25 protein-coding genes and 1 tRNA gene are annotated in these 22195 nt (G+C 72.0%); 11 read left to right on the top strand and 15 right to left on the bottom strand.

Annotated elements, in window-relative coordinates; genetic code table 11:
- Nucleotides 1–82: 82 nt before the first annotated feature.
- On the bottom strand, nucleotides 83–331 hold the full coding sequence (locus FLW16_RS03435; RefSeq protein ID WP_142557522.1) for a hypothetical protein: 249 nt from the start codon (nucleotides 329–331) through the stop codon (nucleotides 83–85).
- Nucleotides 332–795: 464 nt separating this feature from the next.
- On the opposite strand from FLW16_RS03435, the gene FLW16_RS03430 reads away from it, so the two are divergent.
- Nucleotides 796–1164 (top strand): VOC family protein, encoded by a 369-nt coding sequence (locus FLW16_RS03430; protein ID WP_142557520.1) that lies wholly within the window; start codon nucleotides 796–798, stop codon nucleotides 1162–1164.
- A gap of 582 nt (nucleotides 1165–1746) precedes the next feature.
- On the opposite strand, the gene FLW16_RS03425 is transcribed toward FLW16_RS03430, so the two are convergent.
- Nucleotides 1747–1820, bottom strand: a tRNA-Arg gene (locus FLW16_RS03425).
- 249 nt (nucleotides 1821–2069) lie between these two features.
- On the opposite strand from FLW16_RS03425, the gene FLW16_RS03420 reads away from it, so the two are divergent.
- The 7 genes from FLW16_RS03420 to FLW16_RS03395 all read left to right on the top strand — a co-directional run bounded on the left by FLW16_RS03420 (nucleotide 2070) and on the right by FLW16_RS03395 (nucleotide 7260).
- The gene (locus tag FLW16_RS03420) at nucleotides 2070–2888 is read left to right on the top strand and encodes a phosphotransferase enzyme family protein (RefSeq protein WP_142557518.1); all 819 of its coding nucleotides are present in this window, start codon (nucleotides 2070–2072) and stop codon (nucleotides 2886–2888) included.
- A 41-nt stretch (nucleotides 2889–2929) separates the two neighbouring features.
- Nucleotides 2930–3886, top strand: a complete 957-nt coding sequence (locus FLW16_RS03415) for a cobalamin biosynthesis protein (RefSeq protein WP_142558176.1) — start codon at nucleotides 2930–2932, stop codon at nucleotides 3884–3886.
- Nucleotides 3883–4029: a hypothetical protein gene (locus FLW16_RS43360; protein WP_185949230.1), complete on the top strand. Its 147-nt coding sequence runs from the start codon at nucleotides 3883–3885 to the stop codon at nucleotides 4027–4029. The genes FLW16_RS03415 and FLW16_RS43360 overlap by 4 nt, the downstream gene beginning before the upstream one ends.
- 10 nt (nucleotides 4030–4039) lie before the next feature.
- The gene (locus FLW16_RS03410; protein WP_185949229.1) at nucleotides 4040–4423 is read left to right on the top strand and encodes a thiol-disulfide oxidoreductase DCC family protein; all 384 of its coding nucleotides are present in this window, start codon (nucleotides 4040–4042) and stop codon (nucleotides 4421–4423) included.
- Nucleotides 4424–4515: 92 nt separating this feature from the next.
- Nucleotides 4516–5424, top strand: a complete 909-nt coding sequence (locus tag FLW16_RS03405) for an ABC transporter ATP-binding protein (protein WP_142557514.1) — start codon at nucleotides 4516–4518, stop codon at nucleotides 5422–5424.
- The gene (locus tag FLW16_RS03400; protein ID WP_142557512.1) at nucleotides 5405–6208 is read left to right on the top strand and encodes an ABC transporter permease subunit; all 804 of its coding nucleotides are present in this window, start codon (nucleotides 5405–5407) and stop codon (nucleotides 6206–6208) included. The genes FLW16_RS03405 and FLW16_RS03400 overlap by 20 nt, the downstream gene beginning before the upstream one ends.
- Complete coding sequence (locus tag FLW16_RS03395; protein ID WP_142557510.1) at nucleotides 6208–7260, top strand: CdaR family transcriptional regulator; 1053 nt, start codon at nucleotides 6208–6210, stop codon at nucleotides 7258–7260. The genes FLW16_RS03400 and FLW16_RS03395 overlap by 1 nt, the downstream gene beginning before the upstream one ends.
- A 145-nt stretch (nucleotides 7261–7405) precedes the next feature.
- On the opposite strand, the gene FLW16_RS03390 is transcribed toward FLW16_RS03395, so the two are convergent.
- The 8 genes from FLW16_RS03390 to FLW16_RS03355 form a co-directional block, all read right to left on the bottom strand.
- The gene (locus tag FLW16_RS03390; protein WP_142557508.1) at nucleotides 7406–8368 is read right to left on the bottom strand and encodes a quinone oxidoreductase; all 963 of its coding nucleotides are present in this window, start codon (nucleotides 8366–8368) and stop codon (nucleotides 7406–7408) included.
- A gap of 85 nt (nucleotides 8369–8453) precedes the next feature.
- A complete protein-coding gene (locus FLW16_RS03385; RefSeq protein ID WP_221890871.1) occupies nucleotides 8454–9488 on the bottom strand; it encodes a zinc-binding alcohol dehydrogenase family protein in 1035 nt (344 codons plus the stop codon).
- 132 nt (nucleotides 9489–9620) lie between these two features.
- Complete coding sequence (locus FLW16_RS03380) at nucleotides 9621–9983, bottom strand: helix-turn-helix domain-containing protein (RefSeq protein ID WP_142557506.1); 363 nt, start codon at nucleotides 9981–9983, stop codon at nucleotides 9621–9623.
- A gap of 24 nt (nucleotides 9984–10007) precedes the next feature.
- Nucleotides 10008–10691, bottom strand: a complete 684-nt coding sequence (locus tag FLW16_RS03375; protein ID WP_142557504.1) for an HAD family phosphatase — start codon at nucleotides 10689–10691, stop codon at nucleotides 10008–10010.
- Nucleotides 10681–11775, bottom strand: coding sequence for an ABC transporter ATP-binding protein (locus FLW16_RS03370; protein WP_142557502.1), 1095 nt, complete (start codon nucleotides 11773–11775; stop codon nucleotides 10681–10683). Before FLW16_RS03370 ends, FLW16_RS03375 begins: the two co-directional genes overlap by 11 nt.
- Complete coding sequence (locus FLW16_RS03365) at nucleotides 11772–12647, bottom strand: ABC transporter permease (RefSeq protein WP_142557500.1); 876 nt, start codon at nucleotides 12645–12647, stop codon at nucleotides 11772–11774. Before FLW16_RS03365 ends, FLW16_RS03370 begins: the two co-directional genes overlap by 4 nt.
- Nucleotides 12635–13471 (bottom strand): ABC transporter permease subunit, encoded by an 837-nt coding sequence (locus tag FLW16_RS03360; RefSeq protein ID WP_260614838.1) that lies wholly within the window; start codon nucleotides 13469–13471, stop codon nucleotides 12635–12637. Before FLW16_RS03360 ends, FLW16_RS03365 begins: the two co-directional genes overlap by 13 nt.
- 4 nt (nucleotides 13472–13475) lie before the next feature.
- Nucleotides 13476–14627 (bottom strand): ABC transporter substrate-binding protein, encoded by a 1152-nt coding sequence (locus FLW16_RS03355; RefSeq protein ID WP_260614836.1) that lies wholly within the window; start codon nucleotides 14625–14627, stop codon nucleotides 13476–13478.
- Between the two features lie 112 nt (nucleotides 14628–14739).
- On the opposite strand from FLW16_RS03355, the gene FLW16_RS03350 reads away from it, so the two are divergent.
- Nucleotides 14740–15477: a GntR family transcriptional regulator gene (locus tag FLW16_RS03350; protein ID WP_142557496.1), complete on the top strand. Its 738-nt coding sequence runs from the start codon at nucleotides 14740–14742 to the stop codon at nucleotides 15475–15477.
- 26 nt (nucleotides 15478–15503) lie between these two features.
- Here the strand turns inward: FLW16_RS03350 and FLW16_RS03345 are convergent, their stop codons facing one another.
- The 5 genes from FLW16_RS03345 to FLW16_RS03325 are packed head-to-tail and all read right to left on the bottom strand — an operon-like array spanning nucleotide 15504 to nucleotide 19878.
- Nucleotides 15504–16289, bottom strand: a complete 786-nt coding sequence (locus FLW16_RS03345) for a putative hydro-lyase (RefSeq protein ID WP_142557494.1) — start codon at nucleotides 16287–16289, stop codon at nucleotides 15504–15506.
- A gap of 14 nt (nucleotides 16290–16303) precedes the next feature.
- Entirely contained in the window at nucleotides 16304–17206 is a 903-nt protein-coding gene (locus FLW16_RS03340) for a biotin-dependent carboxyltransferase family protein (protein WP_142557492.1), read from the bottom strand.
- Nucleotides 17207–17241: 35 nt separating this feature from the next.
- Nucleotides 17242–17856 (bottom strand): allophanate hydrolase subunit 1, encoded by a 615-nt coding sequence (locus tag FLW16_RS03335; protein WP_185949228.1) that lies wholly within the window; start codon nucleotides 17854–17856, stop codon nucleotides 17242–17244.
- On the bottom strand, nucleotides 17853–18620 hold the full coding sequence (locus FLW16_RS03330; protein WP_142558168.1) for a LamB/YcsF family protein: 768 nt from the start codon (nucleotides 18618–18620) through the stop codon (nucleotides 17853–17855). The genes FLW16_RS03335 and FLW16_RS03330 overlap by 4 nt, the downstream gene beginning before the upstream one ends.
- A gap of 16 nt (nucleotides 18621–18636) precedes the next feature.
- A complete protein-coding gene (locus FLW16_RS03325; protein WP_142557490.1) occupies nucleotides 18637–19878 on the bottom strand; it encodes an NRAMP family divalent metal transporter in 1242 nt (413 codons plus the stop codon).
- Between the two features lie 188 nt (nucleotides 19879–20066).
- On the opposite strand from FLW16_RS03325, the gene FLW16_RS03320 reads away from it, so the two are divergent.
- Together FLW16_RS03320 and FLW16_RS03315 are read left to right on the top strand one after the other, a co-directional pair.
- Nucleotides 20067–20765, top strand: a complete 699-nt coding sequence (locus tag FLW16_RS03320; protein ID WP_142557488.1) for a GntR family transcriptional regulator — start codon at nucleotides 20067–20069, stop codon at nucleotides 20763–20765.
- Between the two features lie 69 nt (nucleotides 20766–20834).
- Nucleotides 20835–22067 carry a hypothetical protein gene (locus FLW16_RS03315; RefSeq protein ID WP_142557486.1) on the top strand — a complete coding sequence of 411 codons (1233 nt, stop codon included), beginning with the start codon at nucleotides 20835–20837 and terminating at the stop codon, nucleotides 22065–22067.
- The last annotated feature ends 128 nt before the right edge of the window (nucleotides 22068–22195 follow it).

The following is a 22195-nucleotide window of genomic DNA, read 5'->3' as shown; positions in this document are numbered from 1 at the left end:
TGGCCTCGAGAGCGGGTGTGGGGCTCAGGAACTTTCGCTCGGATATCTGCAGCGATCCTCTCCGGCATCGCCGTCTGCCCTACTACGGGCGGTTGCGAGATCGGTTCTCCTTGAGATGCCGCCAGAAGACCTTGAAGTGATGCCACCAGATGTAGGTGGCGGCCGCGCCACCGATCACTCCGCTCGACACGTCCACAAAGTCGTCGCCGGCCAGCAGATCGTGAAGACAGACGAACAAGACAACGGGACCGCCGATGAGAATGAACCATCCCGTCCACGCATCATCACAGCGGCTCTGCTTGCGCCCGGATTCGTCGGAGGGATCGGCCACAACAGCAAGGTAGCTGGCGCTGATCGGTTGTGCACTGTTGCCGGTGAGCGCTCTTCGTTCCTTACCTGACGTTTTCGCGTGGCAGGGACCGCACTACTGGACGAGACGGGCGAAGAGGAAGGAATCTGTAAAACCGTCGGCTCAGCCTACGCAGGTTCGAACCCTGGACCTGCCACCAGCAGGAAAAAGAGCCTTGACCAGCAGCGATGCAGGTCAGGGGGGCTTCTTCGTTTCTTGATCCGGTGAGTACCCCTGATTCCGCGTGATTGACCCTGGCTTAGGGCATGCTCGGGGCATGCGGGCTTCCTCCTCGGCCCGCTACGGTCTCGACTGAGGCGCGGGCGATCATCCCGGAGCCGGGGCCCGCCGGAGGCTTTGCCGAATACCTCGGCCACCCGTGAAACTGTCGGGGCCACCGCATAGCCTCGCATCGATTTCCCATGCCGACAGCCGTAGGAGAGGCTATGGACAGCGAGGTTGTCTTCGAGACAGTGGCGCCCGTGATCCCCGTCCGTAATCTGGCGGCTGCACTCGAGCGTTACCGTCGCCTGGGGTTTTCGGTGCGGCAATCCGAAGAGGACTCCCGATATGGGTTCGTCGTTCGGGGGTCGGTTTCGTTCCATCTGAGCGAGTGGAACGAGCATGATCCTGCCCGCACTGCTGCTGTCGTCTACATCTATGTCTCAGACGCTGATGCCTTGTACGCCGAATGGGTCGCAGCGGACGTCACTGGCCGCCTCGGCGAGCCTCACGAGACTCCATACGGACTCCGAGAGTTCGGCTATGTCGACCCTGACGGAACACTGCATCGCGTCGGCTCGCCCATGCCGTGATCTGAAGGCATTGTCCGGTTGGCGGTGGCGTCCCTGCTGTTTGGGGGGCGGTTCGGGCGTGGTGGTTACTGTGTACGGCGGGCGCCCGAGCTGCCGGCGGCCGGGACCGGCCCCAGGCAGCATGCCCGGCCGCCGAGCGGACGCAGGGCCGCGAGGCGGCGCGGAGCGCCGCCCTTGACTCTCCAGCGGTGTGGGAGCCGGCGGGCTATGCGGTTTCCCTCGGATCGATGACCGAAGTTGAGCCACTCATTCGCGAGGTGATGACGGAGAGCGGCTTCCCACCCATCGATCTTCAGCGCACGCCGTGGGAGGTCGCCCGCGATGTGGCGCATGGCATAGCCGAGGGCACACTCCCCATCGGTAAGGGTGCGGACTTCCTGATCCTCGAACTCAGGGATAAGTGCGGCGGTCCCGAGGCTTCTCATCCCGCAGAGGTCCCGGGAAGCCCGTGCGGCCTGGGGAAACGTGACCAACATCATCCCCGCACAAGCGGTGGATCTCGGTGGCGTACGGCTGCACATGCGATCACTGTGCGATCAAGCGAAGGCCCAGCTCACGCGGCAAGTGGACTGGGTGGAGGAGCGCGCCCTGAGGGATTCGAACCCCCGACCGTCGGATTAGAAGTCCGATGCTCTATCCAGCTGAGCTAAGGGCGCTCGTGCCTAATTCTGCATGATCCGGGGACCGGGTACACACCCGGTTTCCCGGACATGGGCCGGACCGTGCCTCGCACGGGCCCTGAGCACGGTGGCCGGGCTCACGGGGGATGGCCGGTCGGCCTGCGCCGACGCCGCTCAGGCCCTCGTCCAGGCGCCCGCACGAGAGCCCCCGGTCTTCCGATCGGGTCGCCGGCCGAATCTGGAAGCGACTGCGATCCAGTGATCTCGCGGCTACACTGCAACGCCATGTCCGTACGCGAGATCCCGCTCATCGGAGACGTCTCCGAGGGGGTCGTACGGGTGGGGGCGACGGTGCGGCGGCCGATGCGTCCCACGTCGCCGTCGGTCCACGCGCTGCTGCGCCACCTGGAGGCCGCCGGGTTCGACCGGGCGCCGCGGGTTCTCGGGATCGACGAGCGGGGCAGGGCGATCCTCACGTACGTCGAGGGCGTGGTGCCCGCGCATCCCCTGCCGGCGTACGCGGTGAGCGACGAGGCGCTGACCACTCTGGCCCGGCTGCTGCGGCGCTTCCACGACGCGGCGGCCTCGTTCAGTCCGCCTCCCGGCGCCGTCTGGGAGGACGGCTCGGCGCCGGAGGGCTCTCCCGAGCTCGTGGGCCACTGCGACGTCACCCCGGCCAACGTCGTCTTCCGCGAGCGGCCCGGCTCGGGACTCCTGCCGTACGCGCTGATCGATTTCGACCTGGCCAGGCCGACCACGCGGCTGTTCGACGTGGTCACCACGTTGCGGCACTGGGCCCCGCTCGCCGATCCGCTGGACCGCGACCCGCTGCAGCGGTCCCTGGACGCGGCGGCCCGGGTGCGGTCGTTCTGCGACGCGTACGGCCTGCCGGCGCGGGACCGGCTCATGCTGGTGGAGACGGCCAGGATGCGGTTCGGCCGCTCCTACGCGCTCATGCGGGACCGGGCCAGGACGCTCGGCGGCGGCTGGGCGCGCATGTGGGACGGCGGCGCGGGCGGACGGATCAGGCGTGCCGCGGCCTGGCTCGACGCCAACGAGGACGCGATCCAGCGCCGTCTCCTCGGTGACGAGCCCATCGCGTGACAAATGCGCACGTACGGCAGAATGCGTGCGTGACCCGGATCATGGACGGTGCCACGGCGGCAGGGCTGCTCGCCGGGGCCGCGATCGACGCCGCGGTGGGGGATCCCCGGCGGGGTCATCCCGTCGCGGTGTTCGGCAGCCGGGCCGCCGCCCTCGAAAAGCGCGTATATCGCGAGTCGCGGTTGGCGGGCCTGGCCTACACCACCGTCTGCGTCGGCGCGGCGACGGCCGCGGGGCTGCTCGCCGAGCGGATGACCCGGTCGAGCCCGGTCGCGCGGGCCGCGGTCACCGCGGCCGCCACCTGGGCGGTGCTCGGCGGCACGACGCTGGGCAGGGAGGGCACGCTGATGGCCCACTCGTTGCGGGAGGGCGACCTGGCCGCCGCCCGCGCACGCCTTCCGCACCTGTGCGGGCGCGACCCGTCGGGGCTGGACGCCGCGGAGCTCGCGCGGGGCACGGTCGAGTCCATCGCGGAGAACACCTCGGACGCCGTCGTCGCCCCGCTCGTGTGGGGCGCGCTCTTCGGCGTGCCCGGCCTGCTCGGCTACCGCGCGGTGAACACGCTCGACGCGATGGTGGGCCACCGGTCGCCGCGCTACGCGAGGTTCGGCTGGGCCTCGGCCCGGCTGGACGACGTGGCCAACTACGTGCCGGCCCGGCTGACGGCCCTGCTCACCGTGGGCCTCGCGGGCCTGGTGGGCGGTTCCCCGCGCCGCGCGGCGGCCGTCCTCGTGCGCGACGGGCACCGCCATCCCAGCCCCAACTCCGGACGCTGCGAGGCGGCCTTCGCCGGCGCCCTCGGCGTACGCCTCGGCGGGGCCAACGACTACGGCGGCAGGGTGGAGCACCGCCCGGAGCTGGGCGACGGTCCCCGCCCGTCCGTCTCCGACATCCCCAGGTCCGTACGGCTGGCACGCGCGGTGTCGTACGCGTCGGTCGCCCTGGCCGTCGCCGCCCGGCTCGCCCTCACCCGGAACCGCCGAAGGGATCGACGATGAGTGCACTCGTCCTGTTGCTGGTCGTCGCGGTCGTCTTCAGCCTCGCGGTCGCGGTGATCCTGATCGTCGTGCTGGCGGTGCGCGCGTCACGCCGGCCGGCGCCGCCACCACAAGACCGGAATGATCCGTCCCAGGATTGGTAGGTTCGACGGCATGGGCGGAGAAAGCGGAGAGAACCGGGTCCTGCTGGTCTTCGACGGCGACTGCGCCTTCTGCCAGACGTGTGTGAACGCCGGGCATCGGTTCCTGCCGTACATGCCCACAGTGCGGGCGTGGCAGGGCCTCGACCTCGGCGCGGTGGGCCTGACGCGCGAGGAGGTCGCGACGTCCGTGCAGCTCCTGGGCCCGGACGGGCTGCGCGCCCACGGCGCGCGCGCCGTCGCACTGCTCCTCGCCCTGCAGCCGCGCGCCGCCTGGCGTGCGGCCGGCCGGGTGATGCTGGCCCCGCCGGTGAGCTGGCTCGCGGAGGCGGGCTACCGGCTGGTCTCCCGCTACCGTCATCTCCTGCCGGGCTCGACCACCTGCGGCACGTCTTGACCTCCGCTTTGCCGAAGGTGCGAACAAACACGACCGGCAAGTGTCCGGAAGCGGGCATACCCCGCGCCTGACGGGAGCGCCACCATTGCGGCATGACAGCAGTGGTGGAGACCGAAGGACTGACGAAGTTCTACGGTACGAGACGAGGTCTCGAGGACCTCACCCTCGAAATCCGGCCGGGCGAGGTCTTCGGCTATCTGGGCCCCAACGGCGCCGGCAAGACGACGACGATCCGGCTGCTCCTCGACGTGATCCGGCCGACGTCCGGCCGGGCGACCGTCCTCGGCGCCGACACCCGTGATCCGCGCGTGCGCGCCCGGATCGGCTACCTCCCGGGCGAGCTGGCCCTGGAGGGCAGGGAACGGGCCCGCGACTACCTGCAGTTCCTCGCCGACGTACGCGGCGGGGTGAGCCGCGGCAGAATCGACGAACTGGCCGAGCGGCTCGACGCCGACCTGTCCGTCAGGATGGGCGAGCTGTCGAAGGGCAACAAGCAGAAGGTCGGGCTCATCCAGGCGTTCATGCACGAGCCCGAGCTGCTCATCCTGGACGAGCCGACGAGCGGGCTCGACCCGCTGGTGCAGCAGGAGTTCCTGGCCATGGTCCGGGAGGCGCGTACGGCCGGTCACACGATCCTCATGTCGTCGCACGTGCTCGCCGAGGTGGAGCACGTGGCCGACCGGGTGGGCATCGTACGCGCGGGCCGCCTCGTCGCGGTCGAGGACATCGCCGCGCTGCGCGAGCGCGCCGTACGGCACGTGGAGCTCCACTTCGACGCGCCGGTCCCGAAGGAGTCGTTCGAGGGGCTCCCGGGCGTACGCGACGTGGTCGTCCAGGGCGCGAGCCTGCGCTGCACGATCGACGGCAGGCCCGACGCGCTGATCAAGGCGGCGGCCCGCTACACCGTGGTCCACATGGTCAGCGCGGAGCCGGACCTCGAGGAGATCTTCCTGACCTACTACAGCGAGGAGGAGGGCCGTCATGCCCACGCTGGTGCGTAAGACCCTGGGGGAGTACCGCCGCGCTCTCATCGGGTGGGCGGTCGGGCTGTGCGCGTTCCTCACGATGTACATCTCGATCTACGCGAGCATGATGAAGCAGGACCCCGAGACGTTCGGCGCGCAGGCGATCGCCAAGTACCCCGGCGCGCTCAGGGACCTGATGGGCGGCATGTCCGACATCGCGACCGGGCGCGGCTACCTGCAGGCGATCGCCTACCAGCTGCTCGGCCCGCTGTTGTTCACCATGTGCGCCGCGATCCTCGGCAACCGGGCCATCGCCGGCCCGGAGGAGGCCAAGACGCTGGAGCTCACGCTGACGCTGCCGATCGACCGCAGGCGGCTGCTCCTGGAGCGCTGGGCCGCGCTGGCGCTCGGCCTGCTCGGGGTGGCGCTGGTGACGCTGGCCGTCGCCGCCGGGGCCTCGTCCGCCGCCGGCATGGGCGTGCCGTTCGGCAGCATCCTCGCCGCCCACACCGGGCTGTTCCTGCTCGTGCTGTTCTTCGGGACGCTGACCTTGAGCGTGGGCGCGGCCTTCGGGCGCAAGCAGGCCGCGCTCGCCGTGGTCGGCGTCTGGGGCGTCGCCGGGTACATCGTGGAGACCATGGGCAGGAGCATCGACGCGATCTCCTGGCTGCGCTGGATCTCGCCCGTCCACTACTACCTCGACGGCAGGCCGCTCTATCAGGGCTGGCCGTACGGCGACTACCTTGTGCTGCTGGGTGCGACGGCCGTCCTCCTCATGACGGCGCTGCTCGCCTTCGAACGGCGTGACGTAGGAGTCTGATGGACAGCGTTCTCGCTCGCGTGAGCGAGGCGACCGGGGTGCCCGCCGACTTACTCGGCGGGTTCCTGTCGGTTCTGGCCGCGTCGGCCGCCACCGGCAGGCTGCCCGGCCGCGCCGACATGGACGGCCTGCGCGAGTGCGGCGCCCTCGCCGCGGAACGCGGCATCCCGCTGCGGGTGCTCGCCGACGCCTGCCTGCACGCCGCCGAGATCACCGCCGGCGGTGCCTTCGGCGCCGTACGCCGCGGCATGGCCGCCTACATCGAGGGATACGAGGAGGCACAGCGGGCCGCCCTCCGGCAGGAGGAGGAGGCCCGCCGCCTGTTCGTCGACGACCTGCTGCAGGGCAGGGCGGACGCCGAGCGGGCCGAGCACTTCGGCCTGCGGCTCGCCGGGGCGTACATCGTGACCGTGGCCAGGCCCGGCACCCCGGTGAAGGCGGGCGACCCGCTGGCCGGGAGGATCGAGCAGGCGCTGGTGGCGAGGTTCGGCTCGCACAACATCCTGGTCGCCATCCGCGACGGCCTGCTGGTGTGCGTGTCCCCGGGCGCGCTGACCGCCGCGAGCGGCGAGTTCACCCACCACGTACGCTCCGCGCTCACGGACTGGCGGGCAGGGGTGGGCCGCCCCCACCAGGGCCCCGGCGGCATCGTCACCTCCTATCGGGAAGCGGTCAACGCGATCGACCTCGGCGAGCGGCTCGGCCTGCGGGCCCAGGTGCTGAAGGCGGCCGACCTGCTGGTCTTCCCGGTGCTGCTGCGGGACAGGGAGGCGATCGTGGACCTCGTCTCCACCGTGCTCGGGCCGCTGACCTCCGCCCGCGGCGGCCCTGAGCCGCTGCTGGAGACGCTGGAGGCGATCTTCGCCTCCCAGGGCAACCACACGGCGGCGGCGCGCAGGCTCGGCGTCAGCACCCGGGCGATCACTTACCGGCTGGAGCGGATCAGGAGGCTGACCGGCTTCTCGCCGAGCGACCCCACACAGCGGTTCACGCTGGAGACGGCCGTGCTCGGGGCCCGCCTCCTGGAGTGGCCGGCCCACCCTCTGGCCTGATCGAAGCGTTGCGGGGGCTCGGGCAGGAGGCCCGCCTGTGCGTGCCTCCCGACTTCCGCGACCGGGCCGAGGGCCTCGGGTTCCCTGGAACGGCACCGTCGGTGCCGCTGGTCGCCTCGGTGGCCTGAGGACGGTTCCCCGTGGTTTACGGGATCAGCAGCAGCTTGCCGGTCGTCCGCCTGCCCTCCAGGTCGTCGTGGGCGCGCCGGGCCTCGGCGAGCGGGTAGCGCTGGGAGACGTGCACCTTCAGCGCGCCGGAGGCGACCCAGCCGAGCAGGTCGTTCGCCCGCGACAGCAGCTCCTCGCGGGTGGCCGTGTAGTGCGCGAGCGTGGGCCGGGTCAGGAACAGCGAGCCGCCCGAGTTGAGCCGCTGCGGGTCGAACGGCGGGACGGGGCCGCTGGCCGCGCCGTACAGCGCCATCATGCCGCGCGGCCGCAGCGACGCCAGCGACCCGTCGAACGTGGCGGCGCCGACCCCGTCGTAGACGGCGTGCACTCCGGCGCCCTCGGTGATCTCCTTGACGGCCTCGGGGAAGCCCTCGTAGCCGACGACCTCGTCGGCGCCCGCCTGCCGGGCGAGCTTCTCCTTCTCGGCGCTGGAGACCGTGCCGATCACGCGGGCGCCGCGCAGCTTGGCCATCTGGACGAGCAGCAGGCCCATGCCGCCGGCCGCCGCGTGCACGAGCACGTCGTCGCCCGACCTGATCGCGTACGTGGAGTGGGTCAGGTAGTGCGCGGTCAGCCCCTGGAGCAGCACCGCCGCCGCGAGGTCCGGTGACAGCCCGTCGGGCAGCCGGACCACCTTCTCCGCCGGGACCACGGCCTTGGTCGCGTACGCGCCGACCGCGCTGGCGGAGGCGACGCGGTCTCCGGGGACGATGTCGGTCACGCCGGGGCCGACGGCCGTGACGGTCCCGGCCGCCTCCGAGCCCGGGACCAGCGGAAGCGGCAGCGGGTAGCGGCCCTCGCGGTGGTAGACGTCGATGAAGTTGACGCCCGTCGCCGCCACGTCGACCAGCACCTCACCGGGGCCGGGCTCGGGGTCGGGCCGCTCGGCGTACTCCAGCACCGAGGAATCACCGTAAGCGGGGACGACGATGGCATGCATGCGCAACTCCTGTTTTCGGGCTCGGTTCCTGTGGTCCCCAACCTGCCGGGCCGTCTCCGTTGTTCCCCGCCCGGTGCGGCGGGCCTCAGAAGCCGGTAAGAGTGATCTTTCCGATCGCGGTGCCCGATTCGAGGATCCGGTGGGCCTCGCGGAGGTTGGCGGCGTTGACCGGGCCGAGGTCCAGGTTGGCGGTGGTCGTGAGGACCCCCGCGTCCACCAGCCGTGCGACCCGGTCGAGGATGCGGTGCTGGTTCACCTGGTGCGGGGTCCGGAACAGCGAGTGGGTGAACATGAGCTCCCAGTGGAACGAGATGCTCTTCGACTTGAGCACGCCGATGTCGAGGGAGTCGTGGTCGTCGATGGCGACGATCTGACCGAAGGGGGTGAGCGCCTCGGCGTAGGCCGCGAGGTTGCGGTCGGTGCCGACGGTGCTGAAGACGTAGCCGACGCCGTCGGGCGCGACCTCGGCCAGTTGCTTCGCCAGCGGCCCGCGGTGGTCCACGACGTGGTGGGCGCCCATCCTGCGGGCGAACTCCACGGTCTCCGGGCGGGAGGCCGTGCCGATCACGGTGAGCCCGGTCAGTGCGCGTGCGAGCTGCACGACGATGGAGCCGACGCCGCCCGCGGCCGCGGTCACCAGCAGCGTTCCGGTCTGGTCGAGCGCGTCGCCGCGCAGGCCCAGCCGCTCGAACAGGCCCTCCCAGGCCGTGAGGGAGGTCAGCGGCAGCGCGGCGGCCTCGGTGAAGGACAACCTGGCGGGCTTGTGGCCGGCGATGCGCTCGTCCACCACGTGGAAGCGGGAGTTCGCGCCGGGCCGGTCGATCGCACCGGCGTAGTAGACCTCGTCGCCGACCTCGAACAGCTCCACCTCGTCGCCCACGGCGACCACGGTGCCCGCGGCGTCCCAGCCGAGCACCTTGGGCTCGCCGCCCGGATCGCTGCTGCGCCGGACCTTGTAGTCCACCGGGTTCACGGCGACCGCCTCCACCCGGACGAGCAGATCGCGCGAGCCGGGTCGCGGCACCGGCAGCTCCACGTCGAGAAGGCTTTCCGGGTCGTCGACGGGGAGGCTGCGCCGGAAGGCGACGGCGGGCATGGTCCCGTTCTGGTTCTCGATCACGTCTGTCCCCTGTGCTTCATGGATTCCGTGCCGCTTCGTACGGCTCGGCGGCATGACCCGCACGGTATCCACCGACGCCTGGTTACCCGCAAGGGACACGAGTATCCATCGGAAACCGTCGAGGTGAGGAGGCTAGTCCGCGTCGGGAAAGCGGTCGATGTTGCGCTCCACCCACGTCCGCAGGTGGGCGAGCGGGACGTTGGCGTCCCGGCCGAGCGGGGTGAGGCTGTATTCCACCCGCAGCGGCACCTCGGGATACACGTCGCGGTGGACGAGACCGTGGTCCTCCAGGCGGCGCAGGGTCTGGGTGAGCACCTTGGGGCTGACGCCCTGGAGACGGGCGCGCAGCGCGCCGAAACGCTGCGGCCCGTCCTCCAGGGCGCCCAGGGCCAGCGCGCTCCACTTGTTGGCCAGCAGGTCGAGCATGTTGCGGCACGGGCAGGCGGCCGAGTAGACGTCCTTGGGGTCGTCGCAAGCCGTCTTCACAGCGTCCATGCTGCGACGATACCCAAAGGGAACTTAGGTTCGCGGAGTGACCGCAGTGGGATCGGAGACGAGCCGGCGCAGCAGCGGCAGGTCGACGCTCTCCAGCGTCGGCACCGCCGTCACACCGCTGACACCGCCTGAGGAACCGACCACGATGACGGCGCACCCGGCGGACCGGGCCGAGGCGACGCCGGTCGGGCTGTCCTCGATCGCCACGCACGCGGCCGGGTCGACGCCCAGCCGCGCGGCGGCGGCCAGGTACGGATCGGGCGCCGGCTTGTTCCTGGCGCTGTCCCCGGCGGCCACCGACAGCCGGAAGCGGTGCCCGCCTACGGTCCCGAGCACCAGGTCCACGACCGGCCGAGGCGACGCGCTGACGAGCCCGGCCGGGATCCCGGCCGCGCGCAGGGACTCCAGCAGCGCGACCGCGCCGGGAAGCGTGGTCACCCCGTTCTCGAGCCGCCCGGTGAACGCGTCCGTCAGCATCGCCTCGACGGCCCGCGCCCCGGCACCCCCGGCGGTGTCCAGGGCGGCTGTGATGTGCAGGGCGGCGTCCTCGACCGACAGGCCGAACAGCGCCTCCCGGTCGGCCTCCCCGAGAGGGGAGCCCAGGCCGTCCGCGACCTCCACGCAGGCGTCCCACCACAGGTCCTCGGTGTCCACCAGCGTGCCGTCCATGTCGAACAGGACCGCCGCCGGGCTCTCCCTAGACGACATCGGGCTCGGGGACCGCCGTCGCGGCTCCGGTCTCCGAGCGTGCCGACACGAGCACCGGCCGCTCGACCAGCCCGACCCGTACGGCGGTGCCGGGCGCGAAGCGCGCCGAGTCGTGGCCGGGGACGTCGGCCAGCACCTCGGTGCCGTCGCCCAGGCGGACCCGCAGGCGGGCGGTGGAGCCGCGGAACGACGACACCATGACGATCCCGTCGCCCTCGGCGCCGGACGAGGCGACGGGCGTGACGAGCACGGCCTCGGGCCGCACCAGCACGTCCGCCTGCGCCGTGCCCGGCGCCTCGCCCTCCACGGGCAGCGTCTGCCCGAGAACGGTGACCCGGTCGTCCGACACCAGGCCGGGCAGGTGGTTCATCGCGCCGACGAACTCGGCGACGAACGGGGTCGCCGGCCGGTCGTACAGGGTGGCGGGGTCGGCGACCTGCTCCAGGCGGCCGTCGCGCAGCACGGCGACCCGGTCGGCCATCGACAGCGCCTCCTCCTGGTCGTGCGTCACGAAGATCGTCGTGATGCCGAGGGAGAGCTGCAGGCGGCGGATCTCCTCGCGCAGCGTGACCCGCACCTTGGCGTCGAGCGCCGACAGCGGCTCGTCCAGCAGCAGCACCCTTGGCTCCAGGGCGAGCGCGCGGGCCAGCGCCACGCGCTGCTGCTGGCCGCCGGACAACTGGTGGGGGTAGCGGTCGCCGACCGAGGGCAGGCCGACCAGCTCCAGCAGCTCCTGCGCGCGGGCGTGCCGCTTGGCGGCGGGCACCTTGCGCACCCGCATGCCGAAGCTCACGTTGTCGCGCGCGTTGAGGTTGGGGAAGAGGCTGTAGGACTGGAAGACCATGCCGGCGTCGCGCCGGTTGGCCGGCACGCGCGTGATGTCGGCGCCGTCCACCAGCACCTCGCCCTCGTCGGGCTGTTCGAAGCCGGCCAGGCAGCGCAGCGCGGTGGTCTTGCCGCACCCCGACGGGCCGAGCAGCGCGATCAGCTCGCCCGGCTCCACCGTGAGGTCGAGCCCGTCCAGCGCGACCGTGCTGCCGAACCGCCGCCGCAGGCCGCGGAACTCGACCCGGGCGCCGTTCATGATCCACTCCTTTGCCTCGCGCCGGCGGACGACAGGGCGAGCAGCAGCAGCCAGGTGATCAGCAGGCTGAACACCGAGACGGCCACCGACACCTGCGCCTGTGAGCCGGAGATCCGGTAGATCCAGTTGGGGAAGGTCTCGAAGCTGAGCAGCCGGGCGATCGTGAACTCCCCGAGCACCAGCGCCAGCGTGAGGAACGACGCGCTCGCCATCGCCGACCGCATGTTGGGGATGATCACCCGCAGCAGCACGTGGGGCCACGACGCCCCGAGGTTCCTGGCCGCCTCCGACAGCGTGCGCACGTCGATCGCGCCGAGGCCCGCGTCGAGCGAGCGGTAGGCGAACGGCAGCGCCAGCACGACGTAGGCGAGCACGAGCACCACCGGGAAGTCCGGGTTCTGCACCGCGATCATCGTTTGGTAGAAGGGCGTGCTCGCCAGGTAGTCGGGCCCCCACCGCAGCACGGTGCTGATCCCGGCCACGAACGTGATCGGGGGGACGACCAGCGGCAGCGTGCAGACCACCTCGAGCACCGGCCGCAGCCGCGGCGCGCCGAGCCGTACGGCCACCGCGGCGGGCAGCGTCAGCAGCAGGACCAGCACGATCGTGGCGACGCCGAGCCCGAGCGACAGCAGGAGGCTGCCGCCGAAGCCCTCGGCCGAGAAGATCTGGCCGTACGCGTCGAGCGAGAAGCCCTGGTCGGGCGCCTTCACCGTGAAGACGAACGACGCGATCAGCGGGACGAGGAAGTAGACGGCGGCGAGCACGAGGACCACCCCGCGCCACACCCGGGGACGCCGGGGTCGGCCGCCGCGCGCGGGCGCCGTTCCCGGGGCGACCTGTGTGGTCACCTGAGGGGTCAGCGAAGCCATCGGGCGCTCCTTCGCTGCAGCGGGAGGTAGACGGCCATGACCAGGCCCGCGACCACGATCATGTCGAGGCTGAGGGCCAGCGCGACGTTCTCGTGGCCGATCAGGACGTTGCCGGTGAGCGCGTCGGCGATCTTCAGCGTGACCAGCGGGACGGTGGACCCGACCATGGCCTGCGCCGTGGCGTAGGCCGAGAACGCGCCGCCGAACAGCAGCACGACCCCGCCGAGCAGCGCCGGGGTCAGCACCGGAATCCCGACGTACCGCCAGAACTGCCAGGTGCTCGCGCCGTTGTTCTGCGCGGCCTCACGCCACTGCGGGCGCAACCCGTCGAGCGCGGGCACGACCGTGAGCACTTGAAGGGGGATGGAGAAGTACAGGTAGACCAGGGTGAGACCCCAGAAGTTGTACAGGCTCCACCCGTGGGCGCCGAGGCCGAGCGTGGTGGTGACGACGCCCGAGTTGCCGAGCGTGGCGATCCAGGCGAAGGCCAGCGGCACGCCGCCGAAGTTGGCCAGCACCCCGGAGGCGGTCAGCACCGCCTCGCGCAGCGTACGGAACCTGGAGGTCACCACGGCCTGGGCGAGGAAGGTGCCGAGCACCCCGCCCAGCACCGCCACCAGCGCCGAGATCTTGACGCTCCCGAGCAGGGCGGTCAGGTACGCGCCCTGGAGCGACTCGGTGAGGTTGGCGGTGCTGAACGTGCCCTCCTTGGTGAACGTGCCACCGAGGAGGACCAGCATCGGCACGCCGAAGACGATGACGACGAAGACCAGCAGCGGGACGGCCGCCCACCGGCTCTTCGATCGCGTACGGCTGTCGCGCACGATCTCAGCCCGAGACCGCCGCGCCCCACCCGCTCGCCAGGACCTCCTTGGCCTTGTTGACCTGGTCGGGAGTGGGGAACGTGGGGGTGCCCTCGACCTTGGGGAGCTGGGCGACCATGGCGGCGTCCGCGCTGCCGTCCTCCTGCATGGAGGGCAGCAGCACCGGGCGGGCGTAACCCTTCAGCCACAGGTTCTGGCCCTCGGCGCTGTAGAGGAACTCCTGCCAGAGGCGGGCGGCGGCGGGGTGCGGCGCCCACTTGTTGATCGCCTGGGCGTAGAAGTTGGCGTACTGGCCGTCCGAGGGGATGGCGATCTTCCAGTCCACGCCCTTGGAGGAGAACTCCTTGGCGTAGCTGGCCTGCAGGTAGTCCCAGTCGAGGGTGACCGGGGTCTCGCCCTTCTCGACCGTGGCGGGGGTGGCCTCGACCGGGTTGAAGTTGCCGTTCTCCTTGAGCTTCTTGAAGAAGTCGATGCCGGGCTGGATGTCGTCGAACGAGCCCTGGTTGGCGAGCGAGGCGGCGTACACGCCGGCGAAGGCGGCGCCGGCCTTGGTCGGGTCGCCGTTCAGCGCGACCATGCCCTTGTACTCGGGCTTGAGCAGGTCGGCGAACGTCTGGGGGCAGGTCTTGACCCGCTTGGCGTCGCAGCCGATGGAGATGTAGCCGCCGTAGTCGTAGTACCAGGCGCCGCCGGTCTCCTTCTGGCCGTCGGGGATCTTGTCCCAGCTCTGCACCTTGTAGGGCGCGAACAGGCCCTCCTGGGCGCCGCTGAGCGCGAAGGCGCTGCCGAGGTCGAGCACGTCGGGGGCGCGGCCCTGGCCCTTGAGGGTCTTGACCGCGTTGATCTCGTCCTGGCTGGAGCCGTCGGGGTTGTCGTTGGTGATCTTGATGCCGTACTTGGCCTCGAACGCCTTGATGACCTCGCCGTAGTTGGCCCAGTCCGGCGGCAGCGCGATGGTGTTGAGCTGGCCCTCCTTCTTGGCGGCCTCCACCAGCTTGTCCAGCCCGCCGAAGTCCTGGGCCGAGGTCGCGGTGGCCGCCTTGGAGTCACCCGAACCCGAGCCGCCGCCGGCGGTCGTGGGGGCGGCGCCGCACGCCGCGATCACTGAGGTGGTTATCGTGAGCGCGGCCACGAGGCCGGCGGTACGTGTGGACAAGGGTCCCTCCCACTGTGGTGCGTGGATCGAACTTAGGCGAACTTGTACAAACAAGCCAGAGCTAGTAAGTCGCATATCGATGTCAGTCGCGTGAACGGAAGGGCTCAGCACGATGGCGCGCTACGAACAGATCGCGAGTGACTTGCGGGACGCCATCGTCAGGGGGGACTACCCGATAGGCGCTCAGCTCCCCTCCGAGGCTGAGCTGGCCTTACGCTACTCGGCGGCGCGCGGGACCGTTCGCCAGGCCGTCGCCCTGCTCGCCGCCGAAGGGCTGGTCGGGTCCCGGCAGGGCGCGCGGCGCATCGTGCTCGGCAGCGAGCGCAGCCAGAGCTTCGCCGAGTTGCACAGCTTCGCCCAGTGGGCCCGGTCGATGGGCTATCGCGCCAGCGGCACCGTGCTGTCCTCCCAGCGCCGCCCGTGCTCGCCCTCCGAGGCCGTACGGCTGTCGCTGGAGCCGGGGGAGGAGGTGCTCGACGTGCTGCGGCTGCGGCGGCTCGACGGCGAGCCGGTGCTGGTCGAGCGCACCGTCTACGCCGGCTGGATCGCCCCCGCCGTCGAGCGGCTCGACCCCGACTGCGAGTCGGTGACCCAGGAGCTCTACGAGTCCGTCGGCCTGGTCTTCGCGTACGGCGAGCACCTGATCGACGCGGTGGCGGCAGGCAGCGAGGACGCCCGGCTGCTCGGCGTGCGGCGGGGCAGCCCCCTGCTGCGCCAGCGCCGCGTGACCACCACCCAGGAGGGCCGGCCCGTCGAGTCCTCCGACGACCGCTACCGCGCCGGGAGCGTGACCTTCAGCATCCGCAACTCCACCGCCGCCAACCCCCTCGTCCGCCGCGCCGGCGACTGACCTCGCCAGACCAGGTAAGCGCTGTCTCAGGGCACCAGGTAGGCGCTGTCGCGGGCGTCGGTGATCGCCATGTGGCCGGGCGCGTGGCCGATCGCGAACGGCGGCCGCGACCGCATCACCACGGCCTGCGGCGTCACCCCGCAGGCCCAGAAGACCGGAAGCTCGCCGTCGCGCACCTCGACCGGGTCGCCGAAGTCCGGCGCGGCCAAGTCGGCGATGCCGAGCGCGGCGGGGTCTTCGACGTGCACCGGCGCGCCGTGCACAGCCGGGTAGCGCGAGGTGACCCGTACGGCGGCCGGCACCAGCTCGGCTGGGATCGGGCGCATCGACACCACGAGGGGGCCGGAAAGCTCGCCCGCCGGGACGCACGGCCGGTCGGTCAGGTACATCGGCACGTTCGTGCCCGCCTCGATGTGGCGGATCGGGACGCCGGCCTCCAGCAACGCGGCCTCGAAGGTGAAACTGCAGCCGATGAGGAAGCCCACCAGGTCGTCGCGCCAGTAGGGCGTCGCGTCGGCGACCTCGGCGACCTGTTCGCCGTCCCGGTAGACGCGGTAGGCGGGCAGGTCGGTGCGCAGGTCGCCGTCGAAGATCGACGCGAACGGCTCACCCGGCTCGGTGACGGCGAGCACCGGGCAGGGGCGCGGGTTGCGCTGCGCGAACACCAGGAAGTCGTACGCCCTGTCCCTCGGCAGCGCGATCAGGTTGGCCTGCGCCCAGCCCGCCGCCCAGCCGGACGTGGGCGTGACCAGCCCACCCCGGAACAGCGCCCGCGCCTCGCGGGGGGTCAGCCGTGCGGGGTCGAGTTCCATCAGGGCCTCCTCGGTCAGTGAAATCGATGGTCGCCGGCCACCCGGAAACGGATGCGCTGCCCGGGGCGGGCCTGCGCCGCCCGGTCGACATGGTGATCGCGCACCACCGCGATGACGGGATATCCGCCGGTCACGGGGTGATCCGCGAGGAAGAGCGTCGGCTGTCCTGACGGCGGCACCTGCAGCGCGCCGGGGACCATGCCCTCGCTCGGCAGCTCCCCGCCGCGCGCGCGTTCGAGGCGCGGCCCGCGCAGCCGCATGCCGACCCGGTCGCTGTGCGGGGTGACCTCGTACGGCTCCGCGCACAGGGCCGCGAGCGCCCCGGGCGTGAACCAGTCGTGGCGCGGTCCCGGTATCACGTCCAGCATGAGGACGCCGGAATCCGGCTCGGACACCGGGGCCAGATCGGCCACGGGAAACTCCGTCGGCGCCGGCCCGACCGGGAGCACCGATCCGGGCGCCGGACGCTCCGGGCCGAGCCCCGAGAGCAGATCGGTGGCCCGTGACCCCAGCACCTCGGGGACGTCGATCCCGCCGCGGACCGCCAGATAGGTCCGCAGCCCGCGCGGCGGCACGCCGAGCCGCAGCGTCGCCCCGTCGGGCAGGCGCTCGACCGACGCGTGCCCGATGCCGCGCGTGCGCCCGTCGGGCTCGGTGACGGTGGCGGGACACGGCGCGCCGGTGAGCGCCACGAGCAGGTCGCCGGTGGCGCGCACCTTCAGCCCGCCCAGGGTGATCTCCAGGCAGGCGGCGTCCTCGGGATTGGCCAGCAGGCGGTTGGCCAGCCGCAGCGCGCCCCGGTCGGCGGCGCCGGAGCGCCCGACGCCGAGATGGCTGTGCCGGCGCCGCCCGAGGTCCTGCACCGTGGTGAGGGGACCGGGGGCCAGCACCGCCAGCGCCCGCCGAAGCTCGCTCACAGTGCCTCCCCCAGTGCCTCGCTCACAGGCCTCGCTCACGGTTCCTCCGCGAACCGCACCCGGACCCCCGGGCGCAGCAGGGCGGGCGGATCGGCCGCGATGTCCCACACCACGGCCTCGGTGTGCCCGATCAGCTGCCAGCCGCCCGGCGACTCGCGCGGGTAGACCCCGCTGAACTCCCCGGCGAGCCCCACGGCGCCGGTGGGCACGCGCACGCGCGACTCCGGCCGCCGAGGTACGGCGAGCCGGGGGTCGCCGCCGATCAGATAGCCGAAGCCGGGGGCGAACCCGCAGAAGGCGACCGTCCACGTTGTGCCGGTGTGCGCCGCCACGACCTCGCGCTCGGTGAGCCCGGTCAGCCGGGCCACGTCGGCGAGGTCGTCGCCGTCGTACTCCACGGGGATCACCACCTCCTCGGTCGTCGCGCGGCGCCCTCCGGCCGGCCGTACGGCCAGGACGGCGGACTCCACCTCGGCGTGGCGTGCCGGCGGCTCGAACCGGACGAGCAGGGTGCGCGCCGCGGGGACGATGTCGACGACGCCCCGCGGGGGGTCGGCCGCGAGGGCGTCGTAGAGGGCCACCACCTCCTCGAGACGGCCGAGCTCGACCAGGACCGCGTGCTCGCCACAGCGGTGCAGCCGTGCGTTCACGCCTCGTCCTTCACGAACGGCGCCAGGCCGATGCCGTTCTCCTTGAGCGCGTCACGGACCTCGAGTGCCATGGTTACCGCGCCGGGGCTGTCGCCGTGCACGCAGATCGAGTCGGCCGTGATGGTGAGCGGCGTCCCGTCGACGGCCTCGATCGGCTCGCCCCTGGCCATGCGCACGCTGCGCTCGGCGACCCGGGCGGGGTCGTGCAGGACGGCGCCGGGCACGCCGCGCGGCACCAGCCTGCCCTCGCGGGTGTAGGCGCGGTCGGCGAAGCATTCGGCGACCGTGGTGAGGCCGGCCCGGCAGGCCTGGCGCAGCCACGCCGAGCCGGGGAGGCCGAGCACGGGCAGGCCGGGGTCGTAGGCCCGCACGGCCGCGACCACCGCGGCGGCCTGCGCCTCGTGATGCACGATCGCGTTGTAGAGCGCGCCGTGCGGCTTGACGTACCTGACCCTGGTGCCCGCCACCCGCGCGAAGGCGTCCAGAGCGCCGATCTGGTAGATGACGTCGTCGGCGAGTTCGACGGGCGGCACGTCGACGAAGCGCCGCCCGAAGCCCGCCAGGTCGCGGTAGCCGACCTGGGCGCCGATCACCACGCCGCGCGCGGCCGCGGTCTCGCACGTGCGCCGCATGATCACCGGGTCTCCGGCGTGGAACCCGCAGGCGACGTTGGCGCTCGTGACGATCGACAGCAGCGCGTCGTCGTCGCCGAGCGTCCACTGGCCGAAGCCCTCGCCCAGGTCGGAGTTGAGGTCGATGCACATGGTCGGGTAGGGCACGTCAGCTCCAGAGCGCGCTGATCCCGCTGAGGGAGTTCCAGCCGAGGTAGATGGTCAGCGCCCAGGCGAGTACACCGATGCCGAGCAGCCAGACAGGGTAGCGATACCCGCCCATGAGATCACGACGGCGTGCGGCGACCCAGAGGATCACCGCCAGACCGACGGGCAGGATGAGGCCGTTGAGCGCTCCGGCGAGGATCAGGAGGTTGGCCGGAGCCTTGCCGAGGAGGAGGAAGACCGCGGTCGAGACCACGATGAAGGCCACCGTGATCCATGAGCGGTAGCGGTCCGTCCGGGGCGAGAAGCTGGCGAGGAACGACACCGACGTGTACGAGGCGCCGATGACCGAGGTGATGGCCGCGGCCCACAGGACGACTCCGAACAGCCTCAGGCCCAGCTCGCCCGCCGCGCTCCGGAAGATGTCGGCGGCCGGGTTCGCCGAGTCGGCGGCGAGCCGGAATCCTCCGGCCACCACGCCGAGCGAGGCGAGGAAGAGGATCACCCGCATGACTCCGGTGACGAGGATGCCGGTGACCGAGCCGCGGGAGATCCGCCCGGCGTTCCGCGGCCCGGTCACGCCCGCGTCGATGAGCCGGTGCGCCCCCGCGTAGGTGATGTAGCCCCCGACCGTGCCGCCGATCAGCGTCGTGACGGCGAGGAAGTCGACCGTGTCCGGCAGGACCGTCTGCCGCAGGGCCTCGCCCACCGGCGGGTGGGAGACGATCGCCACGTACAGCGTCAGCGCCACCATCACGACGCCGAGGACGACGACGATCCGGTCGACGGCCACCCCGGCCCGCCTGCTGAGGAAGATGGCGACGGCGATCAGGGCGGACACCGTGCCGCCGATCTTGACGTCGATCCCCGCGAGGGCGTTCAGGCCGAGTGCCGCGCCGCCGACGTTGCCGATGTTGAACACCAGGCCGCCGAAGGCCACGAGGACGGCCAGGAGATATCCGGAACCGGGCAGCACCCGGTTGCCCAGCGTCTGGGCGCGCATCCCGGAGACGCCGATCACCCGCCAGACGTTCAGCTGGACGGCGATGTCGACGAGGATCGAAGCGACGATCACGAACGCGAACGCCGCGCCGAGCCGCGCCGTGAACGTCGTCGTCTGAGTGATGAAGCCGGGGCCGATGGCGCTCGTGGCCATGAGGAACATCGCGCCGAGCAGCGCCGAGCGCCGCCCTCCGCTCGTGGTGCCCGCGGGTGAAGCCGTCTTGGTGCCGGGGGGTCGGTCCATGCGAGACTCCTTTGCTCACCTCCCCTGGAAGCTAGAGGATTGTTCAACAAGTCATCAAGCCTCTTGTAGGTTACTTCTCCGCCACACCTGGGTGTGATCGGGCGAAGCCCGATGGTGATCGCTGGATTCCGGCGACACGCCGCGGCCTAAGCTGGGGGTGATCCGGCGGTCGAGAAGGGGTTGCGGCGATGACGGCTATGGCGGACTGGGCGGCACGGTTGAGCGCGGCTCGGCCGGTGCTCGATCGGGCCAGCGCCGCCGAACTGGTCGCCGACGTCCTGCGGGAGAACGTCATCGACGGCTCCCTGCCCCCGGGCACCCGCCTGTCGGAGGAGACGATCGGCAACCTGCTCGGCGTCTCCCGCAACACCCTCCGAGAGGCGTTCAGGCTGCTGTCGCACGAGAACCTGCTGGTGCACGAGCTGCACCGCGGTGTCTTCGTCCGCAAGCTCGCCGCGGCCGACGTGGCCGACATCTACGCGATGCGGCGCATCCTGGAGACGGCGGGCGTACGGGCGGCCGTCACGGCCCCGTCCGAGGCGGTGACGGAGGTGCGGCGCCACGTCGAGGAGGGCCGGACAGCAGCGGAGAGCGGCGACTGGGCGGCCGTCGGCACCGCCAACATGCGGTTCCACCGCGCGATCGCCGCGCTGCTCGCCAGTCCCCGTGTGGACGAGACCATGGCGCGCCTGCTCGCCGAGCTGCGGCTGGCCTTCCACGTGATGGGCGAGCTCAGGACCTTCCACGAGCCCTACCTGGAAGACAACGCGCGCATCGCCACGTTGCTGATCGACGGCGACCACGAGCGGGCCGAGCGGGAGTTGCTCGCGTACTTCGACACCGCGGAGGCCCAGCTGCTGGCCGCCTACGCGGAGCGCGCGGGCTGAGCCCAGGGGGCACGGCCGGCACAGACGGGTTCGGCAGAACCGGATGCGGGCCCGCCGCGTCCTACGGATATGCGGACGCGGATTCTGCGGGTGACGGCGGCGCTGGCCGCGATGGTGCTGCCGGCGGCGTGCGCGTCGACCACGCCTCGCGATCTCGAGACCTGGAACGAGACCGACGCCGCGGCCGCCACGGCCGCCGCGCGGGAGCGGCCGTCGCCCTCCTGCCCGACCGGCTCGCCGACGCCGCAGCCGAGCCCGGTCCGGGGCGGCGGGTGGCGCGCCGCCTACTACGACTACCGCGACCGCATCACGGGCCTGGCCGTGACCCGCGAGGGCACCGTGTGGGCGGCCGGCACGCGTGTGCCCGAGGCGTGCGGGCCCGAGACGAACGCGCCGCTGCTGCTGCGCGGGGACGGCGGGCGGTGGCGCGAGGTTCCGGCCCCGCCGCTGTCCGAGCCGCGTGCCGTGGCCGCCTCGTCCGACCGCGACATGTGGCTGTTCGACGAGAAGACCGCCGCGCACTGGAACGGGCGGAGGTGGACGGCGGCGCCCGGCCCGGGTGCGGAACCGGAGCGGGTGCACGCGGCGGCTCCCGGCGACGTCTGGGTGATCCAGAAGGCGAACTTCCTGGACGGGGCGGGAGGTGCGGAGGAGCCCTGGAGCTCCTGGTCGGATCTGCGGCGCTGGGACGGCAGGGCCTGGCGCACGACACGGCCGCCGCTGGTCGCCAAGGACGTGGACGGCCTGCCCGGCGGCGAGGTCTGGGCGGCCGGTTCCATCCGGGGCCGGGCCGCCGTCGCCCGGTGGAACGGCTGGTCCTGGAGCACGGTCCCGCTCCCCGCGGTCCCCGCGCTGCACCGCGGCCAGCTCTCCGAGCTCGTGGACCTCGCGGTGGACGAGTCGGGCAGGGTGGCGGCCGTCGGCTGGGTCGCGTGGGTCTGCGGCACCCAGGAGGAGGACGTGACCTACTGCGGCCGCACGCTGTTCCTGCGGCGGGAGAACGGACGCTGGAGCTACAGTCTGCCGACGGAGCCCGAGCTCGACCCTCACCTGCGACTGGAGGCCGACGGCCGGGGCGGGTTCTGGCTGTTCTACGCGAAGAACGAGTGGAACACGGCGGTCGGTCACCTGTCGGGCGGCCGGTGGACGTACGGGACGTTTCCGGCGGGTCCGCTCGGGCACACCCGGGTGGCGGCCGTCGTCAGGGGGCCGGGGACGGCGCGCGTCTGGGCGGCGGTGGCGGACGCCACCGAACAAGAGGGGCCGCCCTACCGGGGCGGCGGGATCTGGCTCGGCGAGTGATCCGCCGGCGGAGGCGCTTCCTGGGGTTTCGCTCCCGGAAACGGGCCGCGCCGACTTGCGTTCACCCCGCTGGGAACGTATGTTCGAAGTAGCGGCGATTCTGCCCGAATCATCCGCCCGTCTTCCCC

Source organism: Microbispora sp. KK1-11 (genome assembly GCF_006874435.1).
GTDB lineage: Bacteria > Actinomycetota > Actinomycetes > Streptosporangiales > Streptosporangiaceae > Microbispora > Microbispora catharanthi.
Note: the sequence above shows the minus strand (reverse complement) of the source record. Positions and strands in the feature narration are given on the sequence as shown.